Consider the following 17,124-nt stretch of genomic DNA (forward strand, 5'->3'; position numbering starts at 1 on the left):
ACTAATAATTAATTATAGGTGTGAATACCAGCGGTCGGCCTTAAGAAATAATTATGTAGGGTAAAAACCTTTACTATTGTATTGTGAAAACACATTCCACATAAATTAATAAGGTTGAATTATGAATGAGCATGATCAATTACTGGGAGTAATTAATAACGTTTTAGAAAGAAACGAAACTCTGCGTGCTGAGGATGAGTTGCGGTATTGATGGTTGCATGTCTTTCACTATTTCAGCAGTCTGGCGGCGACAGGATTAATATGAGAGTCGCTGATGGGCGTACTTTGTCACTGATACTGGAATTGCCGGTCACGTCACACTAATCAAACAAGATTTTGTAGACAAGGAGTGTTTAATGAGCAATCCGTTTTGCAGGCCGAATACAACTTCAGGATTTCCGAAGTGATAAGTAAATTATCCACATGCCGAATGTTAATAAAATCTATTGTTATCTTATATATTATTTCCATAATGCTGCTCTGTGGTGTATTTAGTAGCTTTGGACAAGAAGTGTTTATTGATGGGGGTGAAATTAAGGATGTCTGCTATATTGTAAGAAACTTTATTTCGGATGATTATAGAGTGATGGCAATACCGATATTCATTGCTATGATACCTGTTTTTATCTATGCCTTTATAACAAAATTCAAAAACAAAGTAATTAATGTTGCAATATGCTTATTCATTTTAGTCTGGGTTTGGTGTTTCCTAATTAAATTCAGGAATTGTCTCTGGTTTTGAATCTTCGAAAAATCCAGATCGTAGATTTCTCGGAAAGGAAATAAACGATTCGTGCTGGAGATAAGTTGCAATCTTGATGACCGCACAATTTTAAGACGAAAGACAATAATTTTAAAAGATTGGGAGCACGAGGATGATGAAAAAAGATGATAGATGGTTCATGTTAATTATCAATTGTTTAATAATTTTTTATATATTAATAGTCATGTTCTTTTTTCTTACAGGTAGTATTCCTGAATACCTATCCCTGGTCGATGGTGTTGAGATAAAAAATGTTTGTGATGTACTCAGAATTTTTGTTTCAAATGATATCAGGGTATGGTTTGCCATTGCTGCGTTGATTGCGATACTTCCTGTCATCATTTACTGCGTCAAAATAAAATTCAGAATTAAATCTATAAATTTAACGTTAATGCTGTTTTCAGGTGTGTGGGTGTGGAACTTTATTATTCAATACAGAAATTGTTTGGGGTTATATATTTATACGACCGGTCCATAGTGATTTTTTGAACTGATAGTTAGAAAGTAAAATTTCAGCGGTTTTTAAATCAAAACTGGCGCGCTCAAAATCTTGCTGATTGAGGGTTCCAGACCTGAGGCTGGAAGCCCGAAAGAAGGCACCGCGCAGCGGCAAGATTTGCGCCACACGCAGAAGTGCCAGAACATGACCTTTGTCCCAGCGACAGCGCGCAGTAAAAAGAGCCCGGGATTCTCAAGGGGGACGGCGATAAGTCCTCCTTGAGGCCGGTTTGGGTGGCAACCCAAGGTTTTGAATTTGAATTAAAAAGCCGCTACGGATGCAGCGGCCCTCTGCATCAATGCTCCCGCATTCCCGCTGCAAACATCAGCAGATGAAATATCGTTGCGACGACAAACAGCGCTAACACACTTCCACCCCAGATGACGGCCATCCAGCCAACGCGTTTTAAAAACGGTGCTTTGGTGATGTTGCTGTCATCCATTTTTCTGATGAGATTCATACTAAATTCCTCAGTGATAACCCTGATCCGGCGTCACTTTTCCGCGGAACACGTAGTAGCTCCAGAAGGTGTACACCAGAATGATCGGGATGATGAACAGTGCGCCAACCAGAATGAAGCCCTGGCTTTGTGGCGGTGATGCCGCTTCCCAGATGGAGATGGACGGCGGAATGATGTTCGGCCAGATGCTGATCCCCAGACCGGTATAGCCCAGGAACACCAGCGCCAGCGTCAGCAGGAACGGCGCGTGATGCGCGTTTTTGCTGATCGCACGGAACATCCACGCAGACACGAACACCACCAGAACCGGCACCGGCAGGAACCAATAAAGGTTAGGGCGCGTGAACCAGCGGGTGGCGATATCGCTGTGCGTCAGCGGTGTCCACAGGCTGACCGCCAGCGTCACCAGCAGGAAAACCGCCAGCAGAGGTTTAGCGATTTTATGCATCGCTTCCTGCAATTCGCCTTCGGTTTTCATAATGAGCCACGTGCAGCCGAGCAGGGCATAAGCCACGACCAGCGCGAACCCGCAGAACAGGGTGAACGGCGTGAGCCAGTCCAGCGCGCCACCGGCATACGTGCGGTTAACCACCGGAATACCGTTGATGAACGCGCCCAATACCACCCCCTGACAGAAGGTCGCGATAACCGATCCCCCGATGAAGGATTTATCCCATACATGGCGTTTGGCCGGGCTGGCTTTGAAACGAAATTCAAACGCCACGCCGCGGAAAATCAGACCGAACAACATCAGGGTCAGCGGGATGGTCAGCGCATCCAGAATCACCGAATACGCCAGCGGGAATGCGCCGTAAAGCGCCGCACCGCCCAGCACCAGCCAGGTTTCGTTGCCGTCCCAGACCGGCGCAACGGTGTTCATCATCACGTCGCGGTCGTGCTCTTTTTTCACCAGCGGGAACAGCAGACCGATACCCAGGTCGAAACCGTCCATCACCACATACATCATCACGCCGAAGATGATGATCAAAAACCAAATCAGCGGTAAGTCGATACCCATGATCAAACTCCTTTAGAGTCGTCGGACAATGATTCGGAAATAGCCGACAGCGGACGCGCCGGCGTGCGGTGCTGGCCAGGGCCACCGTGGTCAACGCTTTGACCTTCATGTGCCTGAGGACCTTTGCGGATCAGACGCATCATGTACCCGTAACCCACGCCAAATACGGAGCAGTAAATCACGATGAACAGGATCAGGCTGACGCTCATCTGAAGAACGTTATGGTTCGAGACGGCATCTTTGGTACGCAGCAGGCCGTAGACTACCCAAGGCTGACGCCCCATTTCCGTGGTGATCCACCCCGCGAGCAGCGCCAGCAGACCGGAAGGCCCCATCAGGAACACAAAGCGCAGGAATGCTTTAGAGGTATACATTTTGCCGCCACGACGCAGGATAAGGCTCAGCACACCTAGTAAAATCATCAGCATGCCCAGACCGGCCATGATGCGGAAGGTGTAGAAAATGACGGACGAGTTCGGACGATCTTCTTTCGGGAAGGATTTCAGCGCCGGGATCTGCTGCGTCAGGCTGTGCGTCAGGATCAGGCTGCCCAGATACGGGATTTCAACCGCATAACGGGTTTCTTCGCGGTTCATGTCCGGGTAACCGATCAGCACCAGCGGCGTCGGTTTATTGTCTTTATTTTCCCAGTGACCTTCGATGGCCGCAATCTTAGCGGGCTGATATTTCAGGGTATTCAGACCGTGGGCGTCGCCCAAAAATGCCTGGATCGGGGAAACAATCAGCGCCATCCACATCGCCATCGACAGCATGGTGCGGATTGCCGGCGTATCACGCCCGCGCAGCAAATGCCATGCCGCCGCAGAACCCACGAAGAACGCCGACGCCAGGAAAGCGGCGGTGGTCATGTGCATTAAGCGGAACGGGAAAGACGGGTTGAAGATGATTTTCATCCAGCTGACCGGCACGACCAGATTGTTAACAATCTCGTAGCCTTGCGGGGTCTGCATCCAGCTGTTGGACGCGAGGATCCAGAAAGTGGACATCAGCGTACCGAGCGCCACCATGCAGGTGGCGAAGAAGTGCAGGCCGGGGCCTACGCGGTTCCAGCCGAAGAGCATCACGCCCAGAAAACCGGCTTCGAGGAAGAACGCGGTTAACACTTCATAGGTCAGCAGCGGGCCGGTAATGCTCCCGGCGAACGAGGAGAACATGCTCCAGTTGGTGCCAAACTGATAAGCCATCACCAGACCGGAGACCACGCCCATACCAAAGTTAACGGCAAAAATTTTCGACCAGAAATGATACAGGTCGCGGTAAGCCTCTTTCTTCGTTTTCAGCCACATGCCTTCCAGAACAGCCAGAAAACTGGCAAGCCCGATAGTGATTGCGGGGAAAATGATGTGAAAAGAGACGGTGAATGCAAACTGGATCCGGGCCAGTTCTAGTGCATCTAGACCAAACATAACAACCTCTTTTTGTGTGTCAGGTAACCCTTTCAGATAGCAATACCGGTACGGGAACCGGCAATTTCTGACATTCGCAGGTGAAGTCTTAAATAAAAGGGTAGTACAACTGGGGTTTCGCGAGGAGTCGATTTAACCACGGGGGGTAAAGGGATTAACAGGGACGGTTTCGTGGGGAAATTACCGGCTGAAACACTTTCGCGGCAGGGATGGGAGCGGGGAGGGAAACTAATTTCAGCCCGGAACGCGTCAGGGAAGAGTAACCCCAAAAACTGAACGGACATGTTGTTGCATTGATCTGGATCAAAGAGTTTCGATGTTTTCTGAATGTAATTACCCTGCATCCAGTAATGACTTGTTGTGTACCATATTGGTAACTAAAAAGTTAAATCACTGTCGGCCTCAGCGTATTCTGGCTTTAATGCAATGTAAATTTATGTCATCTGTTTGAGTTGAAATGACGTCAAAACGGGTAACGGTTGTAGCATTTTTTTACATTTGAGCATCAGGTGGAAACGCCGTCAGCACAGCAAGTTTACTGACGGCTTAATAATAATCGTTACTGAGTTTTATAAACGTTAGCCGCAGGCACCAGCAATTCATACCGGTTCAGCAACTGCGTGAACTGACTGTCCAGTTGCATCAGCAACTGAGGGGACACGGCACTTTTCTGCTGTCTGGCTTCGGCTAATTTTCGCAACGACTCTTCGACCGGCGTGGCGCTGTTAAGTGCCTGCTGGATCGCAAAAACCGACGATTTGAGCTGCGAGACGGTCATATATTTGCCGCGTTGTTCATCCAGCCCGTTGAGTTTATCTGCCAGTTGCTGCAACTGCGTGTTGGCCGACTGCCAGCCGTTGAGGTTTTCCAGCGGGATTGCGTTTGCGGTGAGTTGCTCTGTCCATTCCTGCGTCAGCTTTTGCGTCGCGGGATTTTCAGGCCAAAGAAGCCGGGTTTGTTGTACCAGCTGCGAACCGCTATCCTGCGGCCAGCGCGGTGAAAGTGCGGCCAGCTGGCGCATCTGCTGGCGGGTGGCCGCAATAATCGCGGGTGCTTCCCGGTTCAGCGATTCGGCCTCGCGATTTTTCAGGGCTTCCAGCGTTGTGGCGTTCAGTGGTTTTGGTACACCCTGAAGCGATGCCATCAGACGTTCGCTGGCAGACGGATGATAAAACGCATTCACGCCTGCTACTACGCCGCTGCCGACCAGTACGGTGACGACGATCCCCGCCACGAATCCTTTCCACTGTAACGGACGTCTCGCTGTCGGGGCTGGAGAAATCACTACCTGCGGGGCCACCGGTTCTGCCTGAGCGACGTACACCCAGGGTTCACTGGCGCCGGTATTCCATTCTCTTTCGACCTTTTCTGCGGCAGCAGGCAACACAACGGCAGACTCTGTCGTGGCGTGCATGTTTTCTAATCGCATCGCCGCGCCCTGCATAAAGGTGCTCAATGTGCCGAGCTGGCTGGCGTGTTTGAGTTCAAGGCGTTGCAGTCCGTCGCACAGCGCATTGATGAGTTTTTCCGCCTCATAAATTTGCGGCAGGTCGCGGTATTCCAGCGTCATCCCCCGCAGGGATTGCTGAAGGCGCTGGCTCAGCCCGGTCAGAATCTCCATCCTTGCGTGAACGGGCTGCGGCCACAGCCCCGGCCACTGGCGTGAGATCAACGCGTCGAGTATCGCCAGTCCTTCATTCAGGCCGGATAGCCCGACAAGTTGCATCCGCGCCTGCGTGTACCACGACGCAGTTTGCAGCTCGATGCCGTTTTGCTGGAACAGGCTCAGGCACAGTTGCTCCACTTTTTTCCAGTTCACATCCGGGCGCGCCGGATGTGTCAGCTTACTCAGTTCTTCGCGTAAAACGGCGTAATCAGCCAGCGCACGCGGGTCGCCCCCGGTGCGTAGCTGGCGTTCAATAGACATGGTTGTTTTCCTTAACGGGCGTAATTCTGCTGTTTCATGTGGCGCATCAGCACCCGGCCTTCCGGCATAAATTCAGTCCCGAACCGGACCAGACCGAGGTCTTTCAGCTCGGCGTCGATGGCGTATTCAAGAAGCCCTGGCGTGGATTGCGGCAGTAAAATCACGTTCAGCTTTCGGATCCGCGGCTCGTATTTCAGCAGCGTGGCGGAGAGCGTAGTCAGCAGGGAATGCGCGGTGCCGGGCATCCCCTGCAAGATTTTGCTCATGTCCGGCAGGCCGTAGTCAGGCAGATGTGAAATCGTTCCTGCGCGGCAGTTAAGGATCCGCTGCATGTTGTCGAGCACGGACAGGATGACCTGATTCTGTTCGCTGACCTGATGCAGTTCGAGGCCACCGGCAAAGTTACCGAGCAGCATTTCATAGACGGAAGGCTGCGGCATCTTACTTATCCTTCAGAGGAATCAGCGTCATTCCCTGGTTATTGAGCTCAATCTGACGGGCTTTATCCGGATCGAGGTCGTCGCGGCTCAGCACCAGTCGCCAGGTGTTATTGGCGATGTCCGGTGCCAGAAACAACCCGGCCACGGCGACAAATTGCGCCTTTTCGTCCATCGGCATATCCACCGTTATCGCCTCGCCCGGACGGACGCGGATGTCTTTTTCCGCGACCAGATCGGCCTTAATAGCCTGACCGTCTCCGGCAAACAGAGACGGATAATCCGTGCCGTCAAATACCTTGCGGTCCTTTAACTGATAGATACGCACGACCGTTGCCAGCGGCGCACCTTTGGCATTGTTGTTGACCGCGTCACGCGCCCGGATATCCAGATGCAGTGTCTTGACCTGCTTGTAGAAAATAGATTTCGTGACCGCGACGGTGCCGTCGCTCACTTTTTGGGTCAGCCCGCAGCCGCTCAGCGTGAAAGTTATTGCCAGTGCCAGCACTGTGCAGCGGGTGTTACCAGCGGTAATCGCCATGTTCATCGGTCTCTTTACGGTGTGGGTTTTCCTGAACGCGCTGATAACGGCCCAGATTAATGGTGATAACGGTATCGCTAACGGGTGTGGCAGTGACGGCGCGTTGTGTGCGCATGACTGCCGTGCGTCCCAGCAGCACGCCGCTTTCCTGCGGCTGGCAGGAAAGTCGGGCATCTGGCAGCAGGCTGCGCAGTACCGAGAGCTGCATACGCACGTGCAGCCGTGAGCCAAGGTAAACGTGCAGCAGCGCCACTACATCTGTATGCAGTTGCCCGCCGGGCAGCCACTCGCGGGCTTCATCAGTATTGCGGGTGTTCAGGTTCAGCAATATCTGGCTGTTGACGTCCACCGCGTGCGTCCCCATCACCGGGCTGCTGCGCATACTGACGGGCTGACGCGCGCTCATGGCCAGCCGGTGGCGCAGCGGAATGCGCAGCCGGTCGTGCGCCATCACTGTGGCCTGTGTGTCCGGGGCCAGCAGCTTAACCAGCGCCACGACGCCTTCACTCGTGCGGGTTGGCAGGCGCATCATGCCGGTGAGTGCAAGGAAGCGTGAAACCGGTGTTGCCACCGTTTCCGCGCAGCCGTCAATCCCCAGCCCGCACAGGCTCAGCAGGTATTTCGAGGTTCTGTCCGTGCCGCCGGCCACAAAGGTGGCCGGATACGAGTATTTGCGCCAGATGCGGTAGTACTGGGTGATCATCCGGTGGTTGAAAATGTCCAGAAAATCACTGACCGCCTCGTGCCCGTCCCGGCGCTGGGTGATGTCGTCGATATAGGCCGTCGGCAGCGGCGACTCCACGCCGTACAGCCCCATAAAGGTGGTGCGGATCGTAGGCGGCAGGTGTGCCTGATTCGGAAACTCCACCCGTTTAAATTCACTGGCCGGAAAGCCCATCCCCGGATGCGGACGAAAACGCACCGGGTCATATTTCACCTGCCAGTCACTGCCCAGTGCAGGTACATCCGGCTGGCTTTGTTCCAGCAACTGACAGAAGCGATAAAACTGCGTGTACGGCAGTTTTTCGCGCATCTGTTCAATTAGCCGGGCAGTCGCTGATTGTGGTTCTCTTTCCATCGGATGCATTTGCCTTCGGGCTGAACGATTAAGGTGAGCTGATTAAACAGGTGGATGTCGGTATACAGCGCCAGGAAGCGGTTGAGCATTTCGCCGAACAGGTGGATATCGCCCTCGCCGGTAAAGCCGTTGCCGTCAATCGTGACTTCGATGTCGATACCGCGCAGCAGGAAGCCCTTTTCAAAGCGCTGGATCTGGTGATGCTGCACCTCAAGAATGGCGTCGAGACGGCGGTTATTCAGTTCATCTCCCTGCCAGTTATACAGCTCCAGAGTGCCGCGCAGCACTTCGGCGCTGCTCATCAGATTGAGGTAGCTCGAGCCGAGATGGCTCAGTACCCGCCACTGAAAACGATCTTCCGCAGGCGGATAGGCTGGCAGCGTCGGCTTGCACAGGTTGCGCACTTTCAGCAGCGTCTGTAGTACCGCTTCGCAGTGGTCTAGCAGGGTGCTTTGCAGGGCTTTGCGCGGCAACTGCCCGTTGGTGCCGGTGATTTTCAGTGAAACCGCTTCGCGCGCAAAATCGCGATCCGATTCCCACTGCACGCCGCCGAGGATAAGCCAGGTGTCATGCATCCCGGTCACGCCGCGTTTGACGCGGGTGTGATAATAGCGCTCCGGCGCATGACGGCGCTGCATTCCGCCCTGATGGCGGAAGCTGGTGAACGGCACATAGCTGGCCTCCGAGGTGCGGCTCGACCCTGTGACCGAGTCCACCGAGTAAATCTCGGTATGCCCGTCCTGCAGACGGCGCGGGCGCAGCATATATTCGCTTTCCAGCCCGTTGATAATCAGCGGGTCGGCTTCCAGGGAGAACAGGTTAATGACCGGCACACAGTGCAGATGCATCACGTCGTCAGTCACCGGCACGTCACTCTGCCACTGGCTGCTCAGCACGACCTCAATGTCGAAATATTCAATCCCGGCAGGCAGCGTGATGTCTCCCAGCCCGTTGAGATTGACGAACATAAACTTCTCGCGGAAGGTGAAATACTCCAGCAAAAGCTGGTAGCCGCTGAACGCGCTTTCGCCTTTAGGCCACAGCAGGTCTTCGTCGGCAAATCCGCCGGGCGAGAACCAGCCGTCGAGCCGGATGCGGTCGGCCTGATTGGGCAGACGCAGATACAGCGCCGCCTGACGGCGGGTCAGCGCGAGATGCAGCGCGCTGCTGACCGGCGCGTCGCCCGCCAGATAAAAGCTCAGCTGCGTTAAATCCACCTGCGACCAGTCGGCCTGCGAACTGCACGCCAGACGCAGACGCAGCACCGAGCGCCCGTCCGGCTCGGTGGCCATCACCACTTTGGAGACGGCGAGCGGGTTAAGCATCATCTCGCGCGTGGTGCGGTACTGGCAGACGGTATTTTTCGGCCCGACGGGGCGGGAAAACACCTCCATCCCCGCCGGCACCACTTCGGCAATCTTCATTGCCGGCACGTCCGGCGAGAGCGCCACAATGGAAAGCGACGGAATGGTGCGCAGATAGTGTGGCCACAGCATGCTCACCAGCCCTTCGGTGAACTCCGGCAGGTCATCATCAATCTTTTCGCGCAACCGTCCCATCGAGAAGGCAAACCCTTCGAACATCCGCTCGACGTAAGGGTCCGGTGTACCGGGTTTATCGAGATCGAGCATCGCCGCCCGGTCAGGGTGAGTCTGTGCAAACTCTTTTCCCGCATCGCGCAGATAGCGCAATTCGGTGTCGTAATAACGCAGGGTTAAGTCTTTCATTATCTTTCCAGAATAAATTGATTTCTGTTACGGCAGATAAATAAATGCCCAAGTCTGAGCGGGTGTTTAGATATACATATTAGAAATGTCAACACACCTACAACGTATTCCGCTGTTCGTCTATTATCTGAACTGCTTATTACACCATAGGCAAAATTCGTCAGCAGTATCTTCATCGCCAATATCTGGAGTCTCGTTTATTATATTGGCGGCATTGTGAGGCCTTTTTACACCAAAGGTTTTTTCTAACCAGTCAATAAAAAATGATTTATTTTTATTTCCTCTCCATCTGCTATTTCTTCAGGCGATGATGAAAAATCATACACATCGCCTAATTGACCATATCCTATAGAAAGCAACGTTAAAAACTCCTTTGCATTATTAGCAATCACACAACATAGAGTCGAAGCAGAACCAGACCCCATGTGAACAAACCTAAGCTCGTTGTTATCATCAAGCCAAAAAGCAAGGCGAGAACCGTCAAAGCCACTTTCCGCGAATGGCACCAGCCTTGAAGATATTTCATCCGTGATTTCCGGAAGGTCAAACCAATAATTCAGCCCTTTATGGGCTGAAGTGGTGAAGGTTATGTCCGGGGAAAATTCATAGTCGACATTGATTCTTCCATATTGGAAAACAGCAGGGTCACCGACCATGCCTTTAGGTGTCTCAATAAGACCGTCACGAGCCTCGACAAAACCGTTTTTTTCAATCCATTTGTAAAGAAGTTTTATTTCCTCTGGTGTGTTTATACCATTTTTAATTTCTCAATTTCCTTTTGTAAATCCATTAATAATTTACACATAAATAATCCCTCAATATTTATTAATGCTGGTTATTGTGTATACACAATAAATTCGAAGTTGCAGGTTTGCTGTTTATACGACATCGTTAAATTGATATGCCGTTAGTAGCCGCTTTTCGGGCAGGGTTCACCGGTTTTACACAGCAGATGTACGGCGGTTGATTTATCAAAATCCGGCGAGGTCGGCAGCGGCCTGCCGGTTTCCGGGTTGAGCTGCTTGTCTTTCGCCAGTTGCTCAATCAGGGCTTCGCCGGGTTTCGTGGGTGGCACATTGGCTTTTCGGGCTTCGACCCATTTTAGCTTACCGTCCCAGGCGGGCAGCGGGGCAGGTGGCAGCGGGACGATATCGTTGATTTCAGGGACTTTGGGATTGGCGTAGGAGTAACGACTCAGGATATCGCCTATTATTCTATAACGACTGGCGCGTTCTGGATCTTTCTGCTGTCCCATATAGTACAGTCCATCTGTGGGTTCCGGTCCGCCAAATCCACTCTCCAAAAAACTGGCAGAACTGCCATCACCTGCAGCGACTCCCAACTGAAATGCTTCCACCGCAGCCTTGTATTGTTCTTCGCCTTTTAACTCTATCCCCAAAAAACCAGCAGACTCGCCTTCCCCCTGCTCGGCCGCACAGCGACGCATCTGCCGGGAAACATCCGGTGCCATATTTCCCGGAGCCAGTTTTTCACCGATGTAAGCCTGTGCTTGGGGATTGCCTTCATCTGCCGCTTTGCGGTAATAGCGCAAAGCCATGTCCTTATCCTGCTGTAAACCGGCAGCGCCGTTATTCAGATAAAGGGCGACAAAGTAGTAACCGGTCGCCACTTTTGCATCGATCATCTGCTGGCTCATGCGCAACAGCTCTGCGCTGCTGAGCTCAAACCGGCCGCGCATCGTACCGTTTTGAAGATTGATATTGGCTTTGTAATGTCCGTTGGCGGCGGCAATGCGGTACAGTCGTTCAATCTGCTTCTCTACAGCAGCATCTTTCTTAAGCTGGTTATTGATCTGCAACCAGCGGGCATACTTAAACAATAAGTCGGAGTCTGCGGAGGCCTCCGGGATAGTTTCATGCTTGCAGGTAAAGGCCAGTTTGGCAGTGATAGTAGAAAGCGGATCCATCGCCGCACTTATATTAACGGGCTGCGTGAGGTTATTTTGATCACACGCCATCAGTAACAGACATGATAGAAATAGCAATTTGCGCATCAATCCTGAACCTTTAGGAGGGGAAGAGTAATTCCCCTCGAATGTGAACTTCCTAATAAGGTTATTCTGGTTTCGGTTGGTCTTGTATTCTCAGTTTCATTTTCCACTCAACCGTTTTTTCTCTAAAGCGGCCTGAATTTCCTTTGCTCGAGATAATGGATAAAATGTAACTTTCCCCACGAATAAATCTTCATCGTAGGTAAACGTGGCGGCTATTTGTTGATTAGGAGCAGGTAAGCTATAGACCTCTTTTATTCCTACATAAATAGTCATCATTATTTTTGCATCAGCGTAAATCATGGGCAACCCGAAGCGCGCCCGCACCCATTGCTGCGTCATCACAGGTTGCAGACCGAATGGCATCGGATTAGGAAATAACCAGTCGGTTTTACCTTCATCCTCTAAGATTAACGATACTTCTTTAAGGGTTTTTTCAGCGTTATTTATAAAAGATAAAAATATACCCTCACGTTTCAAATCTAAGCTGGCAACATCATCGCTCACCGAGCCATAAGGCTTGGTTTTATAAGGAATCAATCCTTGATCATGAATATCCTGATATGGCTGGCCTAGTTTTTTCACCAATTCTTCAACATCAATATTCATTTAATATAGTCCCACGTGTTGATTTAATTCATGTAATTTGGTTCCAAATGAACGGGCGGCGTGAGGTTATTTTGATCATACACCGTCAGTAACAGACATGCTAAAAATAGCAATTTGCACATCAACCCTGAACCTTTAAAAGGGGATGGGTAATTCCCCTCGAATGTGAACTTCCTAAAAAAATTCTGATTTCGGTTGGTCTTGTATTCCCAGTTTCATTTCCCAATCAACCGCTTTTTCTCTAACGCCGCCTGAATTTCTTTAGCTTTCTCTAATGAGTAAAAAGTAACACTTTCTACAAAGAAATCTTTATTATAAGTAAATGCTGCAGCGATATTTTGATGAGGAGAAGGTAATGTGTAAACTTCCCTCACTCCTACATAAATGGTCATTATGATTTCGGCTTCAGCGTAAATCATTGGCATTCCGAAGAGCGCCCGTACCCATTGTTGTGTCATTACAGGTTCCAAGCCAAACGGCATTGGATGAGGGAAGATCCAATCTGTCTTCCCTTCATCCTCCAATGTTAGTGTCACTTCAGTAAGGGTTTTTTCAGAGTTATTAATGAAAGCTAAATATATTCCCTCACGTTTCATATCTAACCTAGCGTCGTCATCACTAACTGAGCCATAAGGTTTTGTCTTATAAGGAATTAAATCTAAGTCAAAAATCTCCTGATAAGATTTACCCAATTGATTTATTAGCTTTTCGATATTAATATTCATTTAATATAACCCCGTTTGTCGGTTTAATTTATGTAATTCTTTTCTGACCTCTTCGAGCCTTTCATCAATTACATTATATTCATTCTTAAGGCACTCAGCATTTGCATCCCAGTTGGCATTAACTGCCGCCTCAAGATCGTTGGAATCCAGTTCTTTTTGTCTGATGGTCTCGCCACCTTCTGTTTCAATCTGTCTATTATTCCTTCCACCATAGGTCTCACTACATTTTTGATGAGCTTTCTTTGGAATAGCAACAGATGCAACCTTGTCAACCATTTTATCAATAAGTTGATTTGTTGCCAGGGGGTTCTTTCTCTTTAGATATATTCGTACTGCTTCCCTTGATGGAATATGATCCACCTCATATTCACCCTGCCTCGAACGGCCTTTGAAATTACCATAATAGTCAACCTCAAGGTTTTCGACAGGGGCTTTCTGAAAATAGACATAAATGGCCGGTACATTACCAATCGGGTCAACAATGATGAAATCATCAAAATCCCGATCATCTATCGGAAATGTTTCTATGCCCGGGCGCTGTTCATCGGGAATTGGCGTTCCCAGTATCGGTGGCAAGGGCTCAGGAGCCGGATTGGGTAATCCCCAGATACCGACAGGCTCTGGCATTGGCGTCGGCGGGGAAGTATATCCGCCGGAACTTCCTTCATGAATCGTTGTTTCGTTTTTCGTAGACGGATTAAGCTGGACGGGGGTGCTGCTATCGCCTTGCACAAATCTGCCCTGACCGGTGTCCGTTGACCAGACAAGCTTGCCCTTGATGGACGGGTCTTCAAAACTCCACGTTTTATCATCAACCCGTTTTGCAAATCTCACCCGAACCCGGTCCAGCCCGCTCCCTTCGCCAACCTGGTAACTCTTCGTGGTTTTTTCGCCTGTCCGGGCATCCTGTTCAACACGTAAGCGAACTTGTGTTCGTACCGAGCCATTTTGCCGGGCTATCTGCCGGAGTTCATCCTCCGGTACATAATCTTGTTGTGAAACTGTATTCGAGGCACGGGTATATGCGCCGACCAAGAGTTGGCCATTAATCATGTTTTGATATAGCTGGTCGGGAGGCAGGTCAGAATTACCCAGGCTAGGTGTGTAAAATAATCCCATAATCAGGACGGTGGCGGGGTTAAGCGTTAAGCCTTCACCTACACTCGCTGCCGCCGTGCTAACACGTGTAGCGATCGCGCCACCCAACGCGGTTTCCGTCGCCATGACATAAGCGCCGGCCATGGAAGCGGACAATGATGCAGATGCAAAAAAAACTTTTGCCGGTAAGCGTTCTACAACGGGTTCTTGTGGGGTCGCAGAGGTGCTGGCTGATGAAGTTCCCAATATTTGAGACATTACGGCTTTCTCCTGTCCATCACTTACAACAGTTCGACTTTTATTGATTCAGGTGTTCCGGTATAAACGCCGGCCGTTTTTCCTTTTGCATCAGCTCTTCCTTCAAATACTTCACCTTTCTCGGTCGTTATGCGGTAACGGGCATAGGGAATGATTTCACCGGTCTTCTGATCTTTGACGGTAAAACGTTCTTCGAACCCTTTTGGTAGCTCAACCGGAGGCACCCGAAAATTCGCCGGCCCCATCTTTTGCCAGTTGGCCGACTTAAATAAGATGTTTTGCGGATCGGCGATTTCGATATTCCCGCCGCTGAGTTTGATGTACCCGCCGCCGCAGGTGAGGATCAGCTCTTTGGAGGCGGTGACCGTGATTTTCCCTTCTGCGCTGGTGACGGTGATATCGTTTTTCGCCAGTGCGGACAGTTCGTCGCCCTGCGCCTGAATATCCACTTTCCCTTTACCGGCAATGAGTTTCATCCCGGCTTTTTGTGCCAGCAGGCTGACGCTTTCGCCCGCCGCGGCGGTGAAGGATTTGCCGCTGCTGATATCGGTATTACTGCCCGACATCATCCCGACACTTTCGCTGCCTGACGCCACGCGCACCGCTTTCGGGCTGACGATGCCGATGCCCTGTGGCGCGGACATCAGAATGCCCGCCGCTTTCAGTTTTGCCAGCGAGGCGTTCAGCGCTTTCTGGCTGTCAATATCGCCCGGCGTCGCCTTGGCAATCTGTGCCGCTTTCGCCAGACTACGCGCCAGCGTCAGCGCCTGTTCAAGCTGCGCAATAGCTTCATCCATTTCCAGCTGTTTGCCGCTGGCGGCAGGCTGCTGATCGGCGGTGATGAAAATGCCTTTACCGGCACGCAGTGCGCCCCATTCGTCGGTGCGCAGTTCAAAACCTTCACCACGCTTTGCCCGCCCGGCATCCACATTGTGGCCGAGGTTCAGCTGCGTCTTGCCGCCGTATTCGGTGCTGAGCTTGATGTGTTCTGCGCCGCGTTTGTCTTCCATCCGCAGTTTGTTATTCGCCGGTGTGCGGATCACGTTGCGGGTATTGTTCTTTTCGGTGACGTGATCAACGTGACGGGAATCGTGCAGGGCGTGGGCGATGTAAGGCCGGTCCGGATCGCCGTCGTGGAAGGCAATCGCGACTTCCGTACCCTGAATTAACGGGAAGTGAATGCCGTATTCGTCGCCGCCGTAAGGTTTCGCGAAGCGCACCGGCATGCTTTCCTGACCCTTTTTTTTATCGTCCTGATCGGCATCAAACTTCACCCGATACAACCCGGCCGCGTCCTGCCAGGCGTAGATGTCGTTCGGTTTTGCGCTGGTGACGCGCGCCATCAGGGTGCCGCTGACGGTCGGGCGCGGCATGAGGGCGGGGCGCCAGCACAGGGTTTCGCTGAAGGGAGCGGCGGCGAAAGTGATGTTCAGCGCCTCTTTGCGGCTGGCGGTAAATCCGGTGCGCAAAATCACCATCGGCAGTGATAACTGTTCGGGCAGGGTGGACGGAATGCTGCCGTCGGTGATGGTGAGCACCTGCGCCGGTTTCAGCGTGGCATCGGTACTGGCACCGGTAATCAGCGTTTGTGCGGATAAAAATCGCTCATGGTCGAGACGCGCCATGAAGTTGCCGGTTTCAGCAGCCGGGTCGGTTTTCGCACCGGACTCCAGATGGCGGGGCTTGTAATGGTAGACGTCACCATAATTACTTCCTTCACCGTCGCCGCGCGTCATGTCGGCTTTGGCGGACTGATTGACCTTCTGCGCTTCGCGGTAGTTGTAGTCTTTGGCGGTGACGCTGGCCTCAACGACGTTGTGCTGAACGCTCAGCCCCCAGACGGACTCCGCGCCGCTGTCGCTCATGCCTGACGGGCTGCTGAGCGGCAGCGTTTTCCCGAACGCGTAGGCGCTTTGCTTATCGGCAAAGTGCACGACTTCAGTTTGTGTATCCGGCTGCAGGCTGAAGAAATAGAAAATTCCCACTTCCGAGAGCAGGCGTTCGATAAAGGTCAGGTCACTTTCCTGATACTGGTTTATCTGTTCGCGTTTCGGGTAAGTCTGTTTCAGTGCAAACTCATATTCCCAGCCCTTAAAGCCATGCTCTTCCAGAATCTGAGCGACGACATCCTGCACGGATTTATTGACGAAGAAACGGTGCGTGCGGAACTGTTTGTCCAGCAGGGCGAGGGAAGGCTCCAGCGTTAACCGGTATTTCGCCTCGTCGGCTGAGCCTGAAATCCGGCTAAAATCGGTAACCACGCCGTGTACGACTTTCTGATCCACCAGGTTTTGCAGCAGTCCGGTGCCCATCGTCAGGCTGGCGGGTTTACGCAGGAACTGAGTTGCATCCAGATCTTTATCGTCGCTGGTGAACATGATGTTGTACTGATACGTCTTACTGAGCCTCTCATTGCCGGTGAAGTCTTCCACATCCAGCGGTGAAGAGCAGGAGGGAATATCAAGACGGTAACGGTTCAGGGTGGTGGCGCTCAACGCGGCAACAGTACTTGTAAGAATATCCATCATTCGGGCAAATCCTTATGT

Annotated in this window: 17 protein-coding genes; 2 read left to right on the forward strand and 15 right to left on the reverse strand. The window is 51.5% G+C overall.

Features of this window, described 5'->3' with window-relative positions:
* The first annotated feature begins 430 nt into the window (after positions 1-430).
* Together ACM5QY_RS23010 and ACM5QY_RS23015 are read left to right on the forward strand one after the other, a co-directional pair.
* Positions 431-742 carry a DUF2645 family protein gene (locus tag ACM5QY_RS23010; protein WP_416123406.1) on the forward strand — a complete coding sequence of 104 codons (312 nt, stop codon included), beginning with the start codon at positions 431-433 and terminating at the stop codon, positions 740-742.
* A gap of 160 nt (positions 743-902) precedes the next feature.
* Positions 903-1,241, forward strand: a complete 339-nt coding sequence (locus ACM5QY_RS23015) for a DUF2645 family protein (protein ID WP_416123407.1) — start codon at positions 903-905, stop codon at positions 1,239-1,241.
* On the opposite strand, the gene ACM5QY_RS23020 is transcribed toward ACM5QY_RS23015, so the two are convergent.
* The 15 genes from ACM5QY_RS23020 to ACM5QY_RS23090 all read right to left on the reverse strand — a co-directional run bounded on the left by ACM5QY_RS23020 (position 1,215) and on the right by ACM5QY_RS23090 (position 17,103).
* On the reverse strand, positions 1,215-1,388 hold the full coding sequence (locus ACM5QY_RS23020) for a hypothetical protein (RefSeq protein WP_416123438.1): 174 nt from the start codon (positions 1,386-1,388) through the stop codon (positions 1,215-1,217). The two genes, ACM5QY_RS23015 and ACM5QY_RS23020, sit on opposite strands and share 27 nt — an antisense overlap.
* A gap of 169 nt (positions 1,389-1,557) precedes the next feature.
* Positions 1,558-1,722, reverse strand: a complete 165-nt coding sequence (locus ACM5QY_RS23025) for a DUF2474 domain-containing protein (RefSeq protein ID WP_416123004.1) — start codon at positions 1,720-1,722, stop codon at positions 1,558-1,560.
* Between the two features lie 10 nt (positions 1,723-1,732).
* Complete coding sequence (cydB, locus tag ACM5QY_RS23030; RefSeq protein WP_416123005.1) at positions 1,733-2,740, reverse strand: cytochrome d ubiquinol oxidase subunit II; 1,008 nt, start codon at positions 2,738-2,740, stop codon at positions 1,733-1,735.
* A 2-nt stretch (positions 2,741-2,742) separates the two neighbouring features.
* Positions 2,743-4,167, reverse strand: coding sequence for a cytochrome ubiquinol oxidase subunit I (locus ACM5QY_RS23035; protein WP_416123006.1), 1,425 nt, complete (start codon positions 4,165-4,167; stop codon positions 2,743-2,745).
* 559 nt (positions 4,168-4,726) lie between these two features.
* The gene (locus ACM5QY_RS23040) at positions 4,727-6,094 is read right to left on the reverse strand and encodes a VasL domain-containing protein (protein ID WP_416123007.1); all 1,368 of its coding nucleotides are present in this window, start codon (positions 6,092-6,094) and stop codon (positions 4,727-4,729) included.
* Positions 6,095-6,105: 11 nt separating this feature from the next.
* Positions 6,106-6,534: a type VI secretion system baseplate subunit TssE gene (tssE, locus tag ACM5QY_RS23045; protein WP_416123008.1), complete on the reverse strand. Its 429-nt coding sequence runs from the start codon at positions 6,532-6,534 to the stop codon at positions 6,106-6,108.
* A gap of 1 nt (position 6,535) precedes the next feature.
* Positions 6,536-7,072 (reverse strand): type VI secretion system lipoprotein TssJ, encoded by a 537-nt coding sequence (gene tssJ / locus ACM5QY_RS23050; RefSeq protein WP_416123009.1) that lies wholly within the window; start codon positions 7,070-7,072, stop codon positions 6,536-6,538.
* Complete coding sequence (gene tssG / locus ACM5QY_RS23055) at positions 7,053-8,150, reverse strand: type VI secretion system baseplate subunit TssG (RefSeq protein WP_416123010.1); 1,098 nt, start codon at positions 8,148-8,150, stop codon at positions 7,053-7,055. Before tssG ends, tssJ begins: the two co-directional genes overlap by 20 nt.
* Positions 8,114-9,877: a type VI secretion system baseplate subunit TssF gene (gene tssF, locus ACM5QY_RS23060; RefSeq protein ID WP_416123011.1), complete on the reverse strand. Its 1,764-nt coding sequence runs from the start codon at positions 9,875-9,877 to the stop codon at positions 8,114-8,116. The genes tssG and tssF overlap by 37 nt, the downstream gene beginning before the upstream one ends.
* 245 nt (positions 9,878-10,122) lie before the next feature.
* A complete protein-coding gene (locus ACM5QY_RS23065) occupies positions 10,123-10,533 on the reverse strand; it encodes a hypothetical protein (protein ID WP_416123012.1) in 411 nt (136 codons plus the stop codon).
* Between the two features lie 251 nt (positions 10,534-10,784).
* Entirely contained in the window at positions 10,785-11,891 is a 1,107-nt protein-coding gene (locus ACM5QY_RS23070) for an SEL1-like repeat protein (protein ID WP_416123013.1), read from the reverse strand.
* Positions 11,892-11,987: 96 nt separating this feature from the next.
* Entirely contained in the window at positions 11,988-12,497 is a 510-nt protein-coding gene (locus ACM5QY_RS23075; RefSeq protein WP_416123014.1) for a DUF6392 family protein, read from the reverse strand.
* 215 nt (positions 12,498-12,712) lie between these two features.
* A complete protein-coding gene (locus ACM5QY_RS23080) occupies positions 12,713-13,222 on the reverse strand; it encodes a DUF6392 family protein (RefSeq protein ID WP_416123015.1) in 510 nt (169 codons plus the stop codon).
* Entirely contained in the window at positions 13,223-14,578 is a 1,356-nt protein-coding gene (locus ACM5QY_RS23085; RefSeq protein WP_416123016.1) for an S-type pyocin domain-containing protein, read from the reverse strand.
* 23 nt (positions 14,579-14,601) lie between these two features.
* On the reverse strand, positions 14,602-17,103 hold the full coding sequence (locus ACM5QY_RS23090; protein ID WP_416123408.1) for a DUF2345 domain-containing protein: 2,502 nt from the start codon (positions 17,101-17,103) through the stop codon (positions 14,602-14,604).
* Positions 17,104-17,124 lie beyond the last annotated feature (21 nt).

Source organism: Rahnella sp. PCH160 (genome assembly GCF_047784855.1).
Lineage (GTDB): Bacteria > Pseudomonadota > Gammaproteobacteria > Enterobacterales > Enterobacteriaceae > Rahnella.

What these genes read in the sequence shown, in the direction of transcription:
- ACM5QY_RS23090 (WP_416123408.1), bottom strand. Translation starts at nt 17,103, where the DNA reads ATGGATATTCTTACAAGTACTGTTGCCGCGTTGAGCGCCACCACCCTG.
- ACM5QY_RS23025 (WP_416123004.1), bottom strand. Translation starts at nt 1,722, where the DNA reads ATGAATCTCATCAGAAAAATGGATGACAGCAACATCACCAAAGCACCG.
- ACM5QY_RS23040 (WP_416123007.1), bottom strand. Translation starts at nt 6,094, where the DNA reads ATGTCTATTGAACGCCAGCTACGCACCGGGGGCGACCCGCGTGCGCTG.
- tssG (WP_416123010.1), bottom strand. Translation starts at nt 8,150, where the DNA reads ATGGAAAGAGAACCACAATCAGCGACTGCCCGGCTAATTGAACAGATG.
- tssE (WP_416123008.1), bottom strand. Translation starts at nt 6,534, where the DNA reads ATGCCGCAGCCTTCCGTCTATGAAATGCTGCTCGGTAACTTTGCCGGT.
- tssF (WP_416123011.1), bottom strand. Translation starts at nt 9,877, where the DNA reads ATGAAAGACTTAACCCTGCGTTATTACGACACCGAATTGCGCTATCTG.
- ACM5QY_RS23015 (WP_416123407.1), top strand. Translation starts at nt 903, where the DNA reads ATGTTAATTATCAATTGTTTAATAATTTTTTATATATTAATAGTCATG.
- cydB (WP_416123005.1), bottom strand. Translation starts at nt 2,740, where the DNA reads ATGGGTATCGACTTACCGCTGATTTGGTTTTTGATCATCATCTTCGGC.
- tssJ (WP_416123009.1), bottom strand. Translation starts at nt 7,072, where the DNA reads ATGGCGATTACCGCTGGTAACACCCGCTGCACAGTGCTGGCACTGGCA.
- ACM5QY_RS23080 (WP_416123015.1), bottom strand. Translation starts at nt 13,222, where the DNA reads ATGAATATTAATATCGAAAAGCTAATAAATCAATTGGGTAAATCTTAT.
- ACM5QY_RS23070 (WP_416123013.1), bottom strand. Translation starts at nt 11,891, where the DNA reads ATGCGCAAATTGCTATTTCTATCATGTCTGTTACTGATGGCGTGTGAT.
- ACM5QY_RS23085 (WP_416123016.1), bottom strand. Translation starts at nt 14,578, where the DNA reads ATGTCTCAAATATTGGGAACTTCATCAGCCAGCACCTCTGCGACCCCA.
- ACM5QY_RS23075 (WP_416123014.1), bottom strand. Translation starts at nt 12,497, where the DNA reads ATGAATATTGATGTTGAAGAATTGGTGAAAAAACTAGGCCAGCCATAT.
- ACM5QY_RS23065 (WP_416123012.1), bottom strand. Translation starts at nt 10,533, where the DNA reads ATGGTCGGTGACCCTGCTGTTTTCCAATATGGAAGAATCAATGTCGAC.
- ACM5QY_RS23010 (WP_416123406.1), top strand. Translation starts at nt 431, where the DNA reads ATGTTAATAAAATCTATTGTTATCTTATATATTATTTCCATAATGCTG.
- ACM5QY_RS23035 (WP_416123006.1), bottom strand. Translation starts at nt 4,167, where the DNA reads ATGTTTGGTCTAGATGCACTAGAACTGGCCCGGATCCAGTTTGCATTC.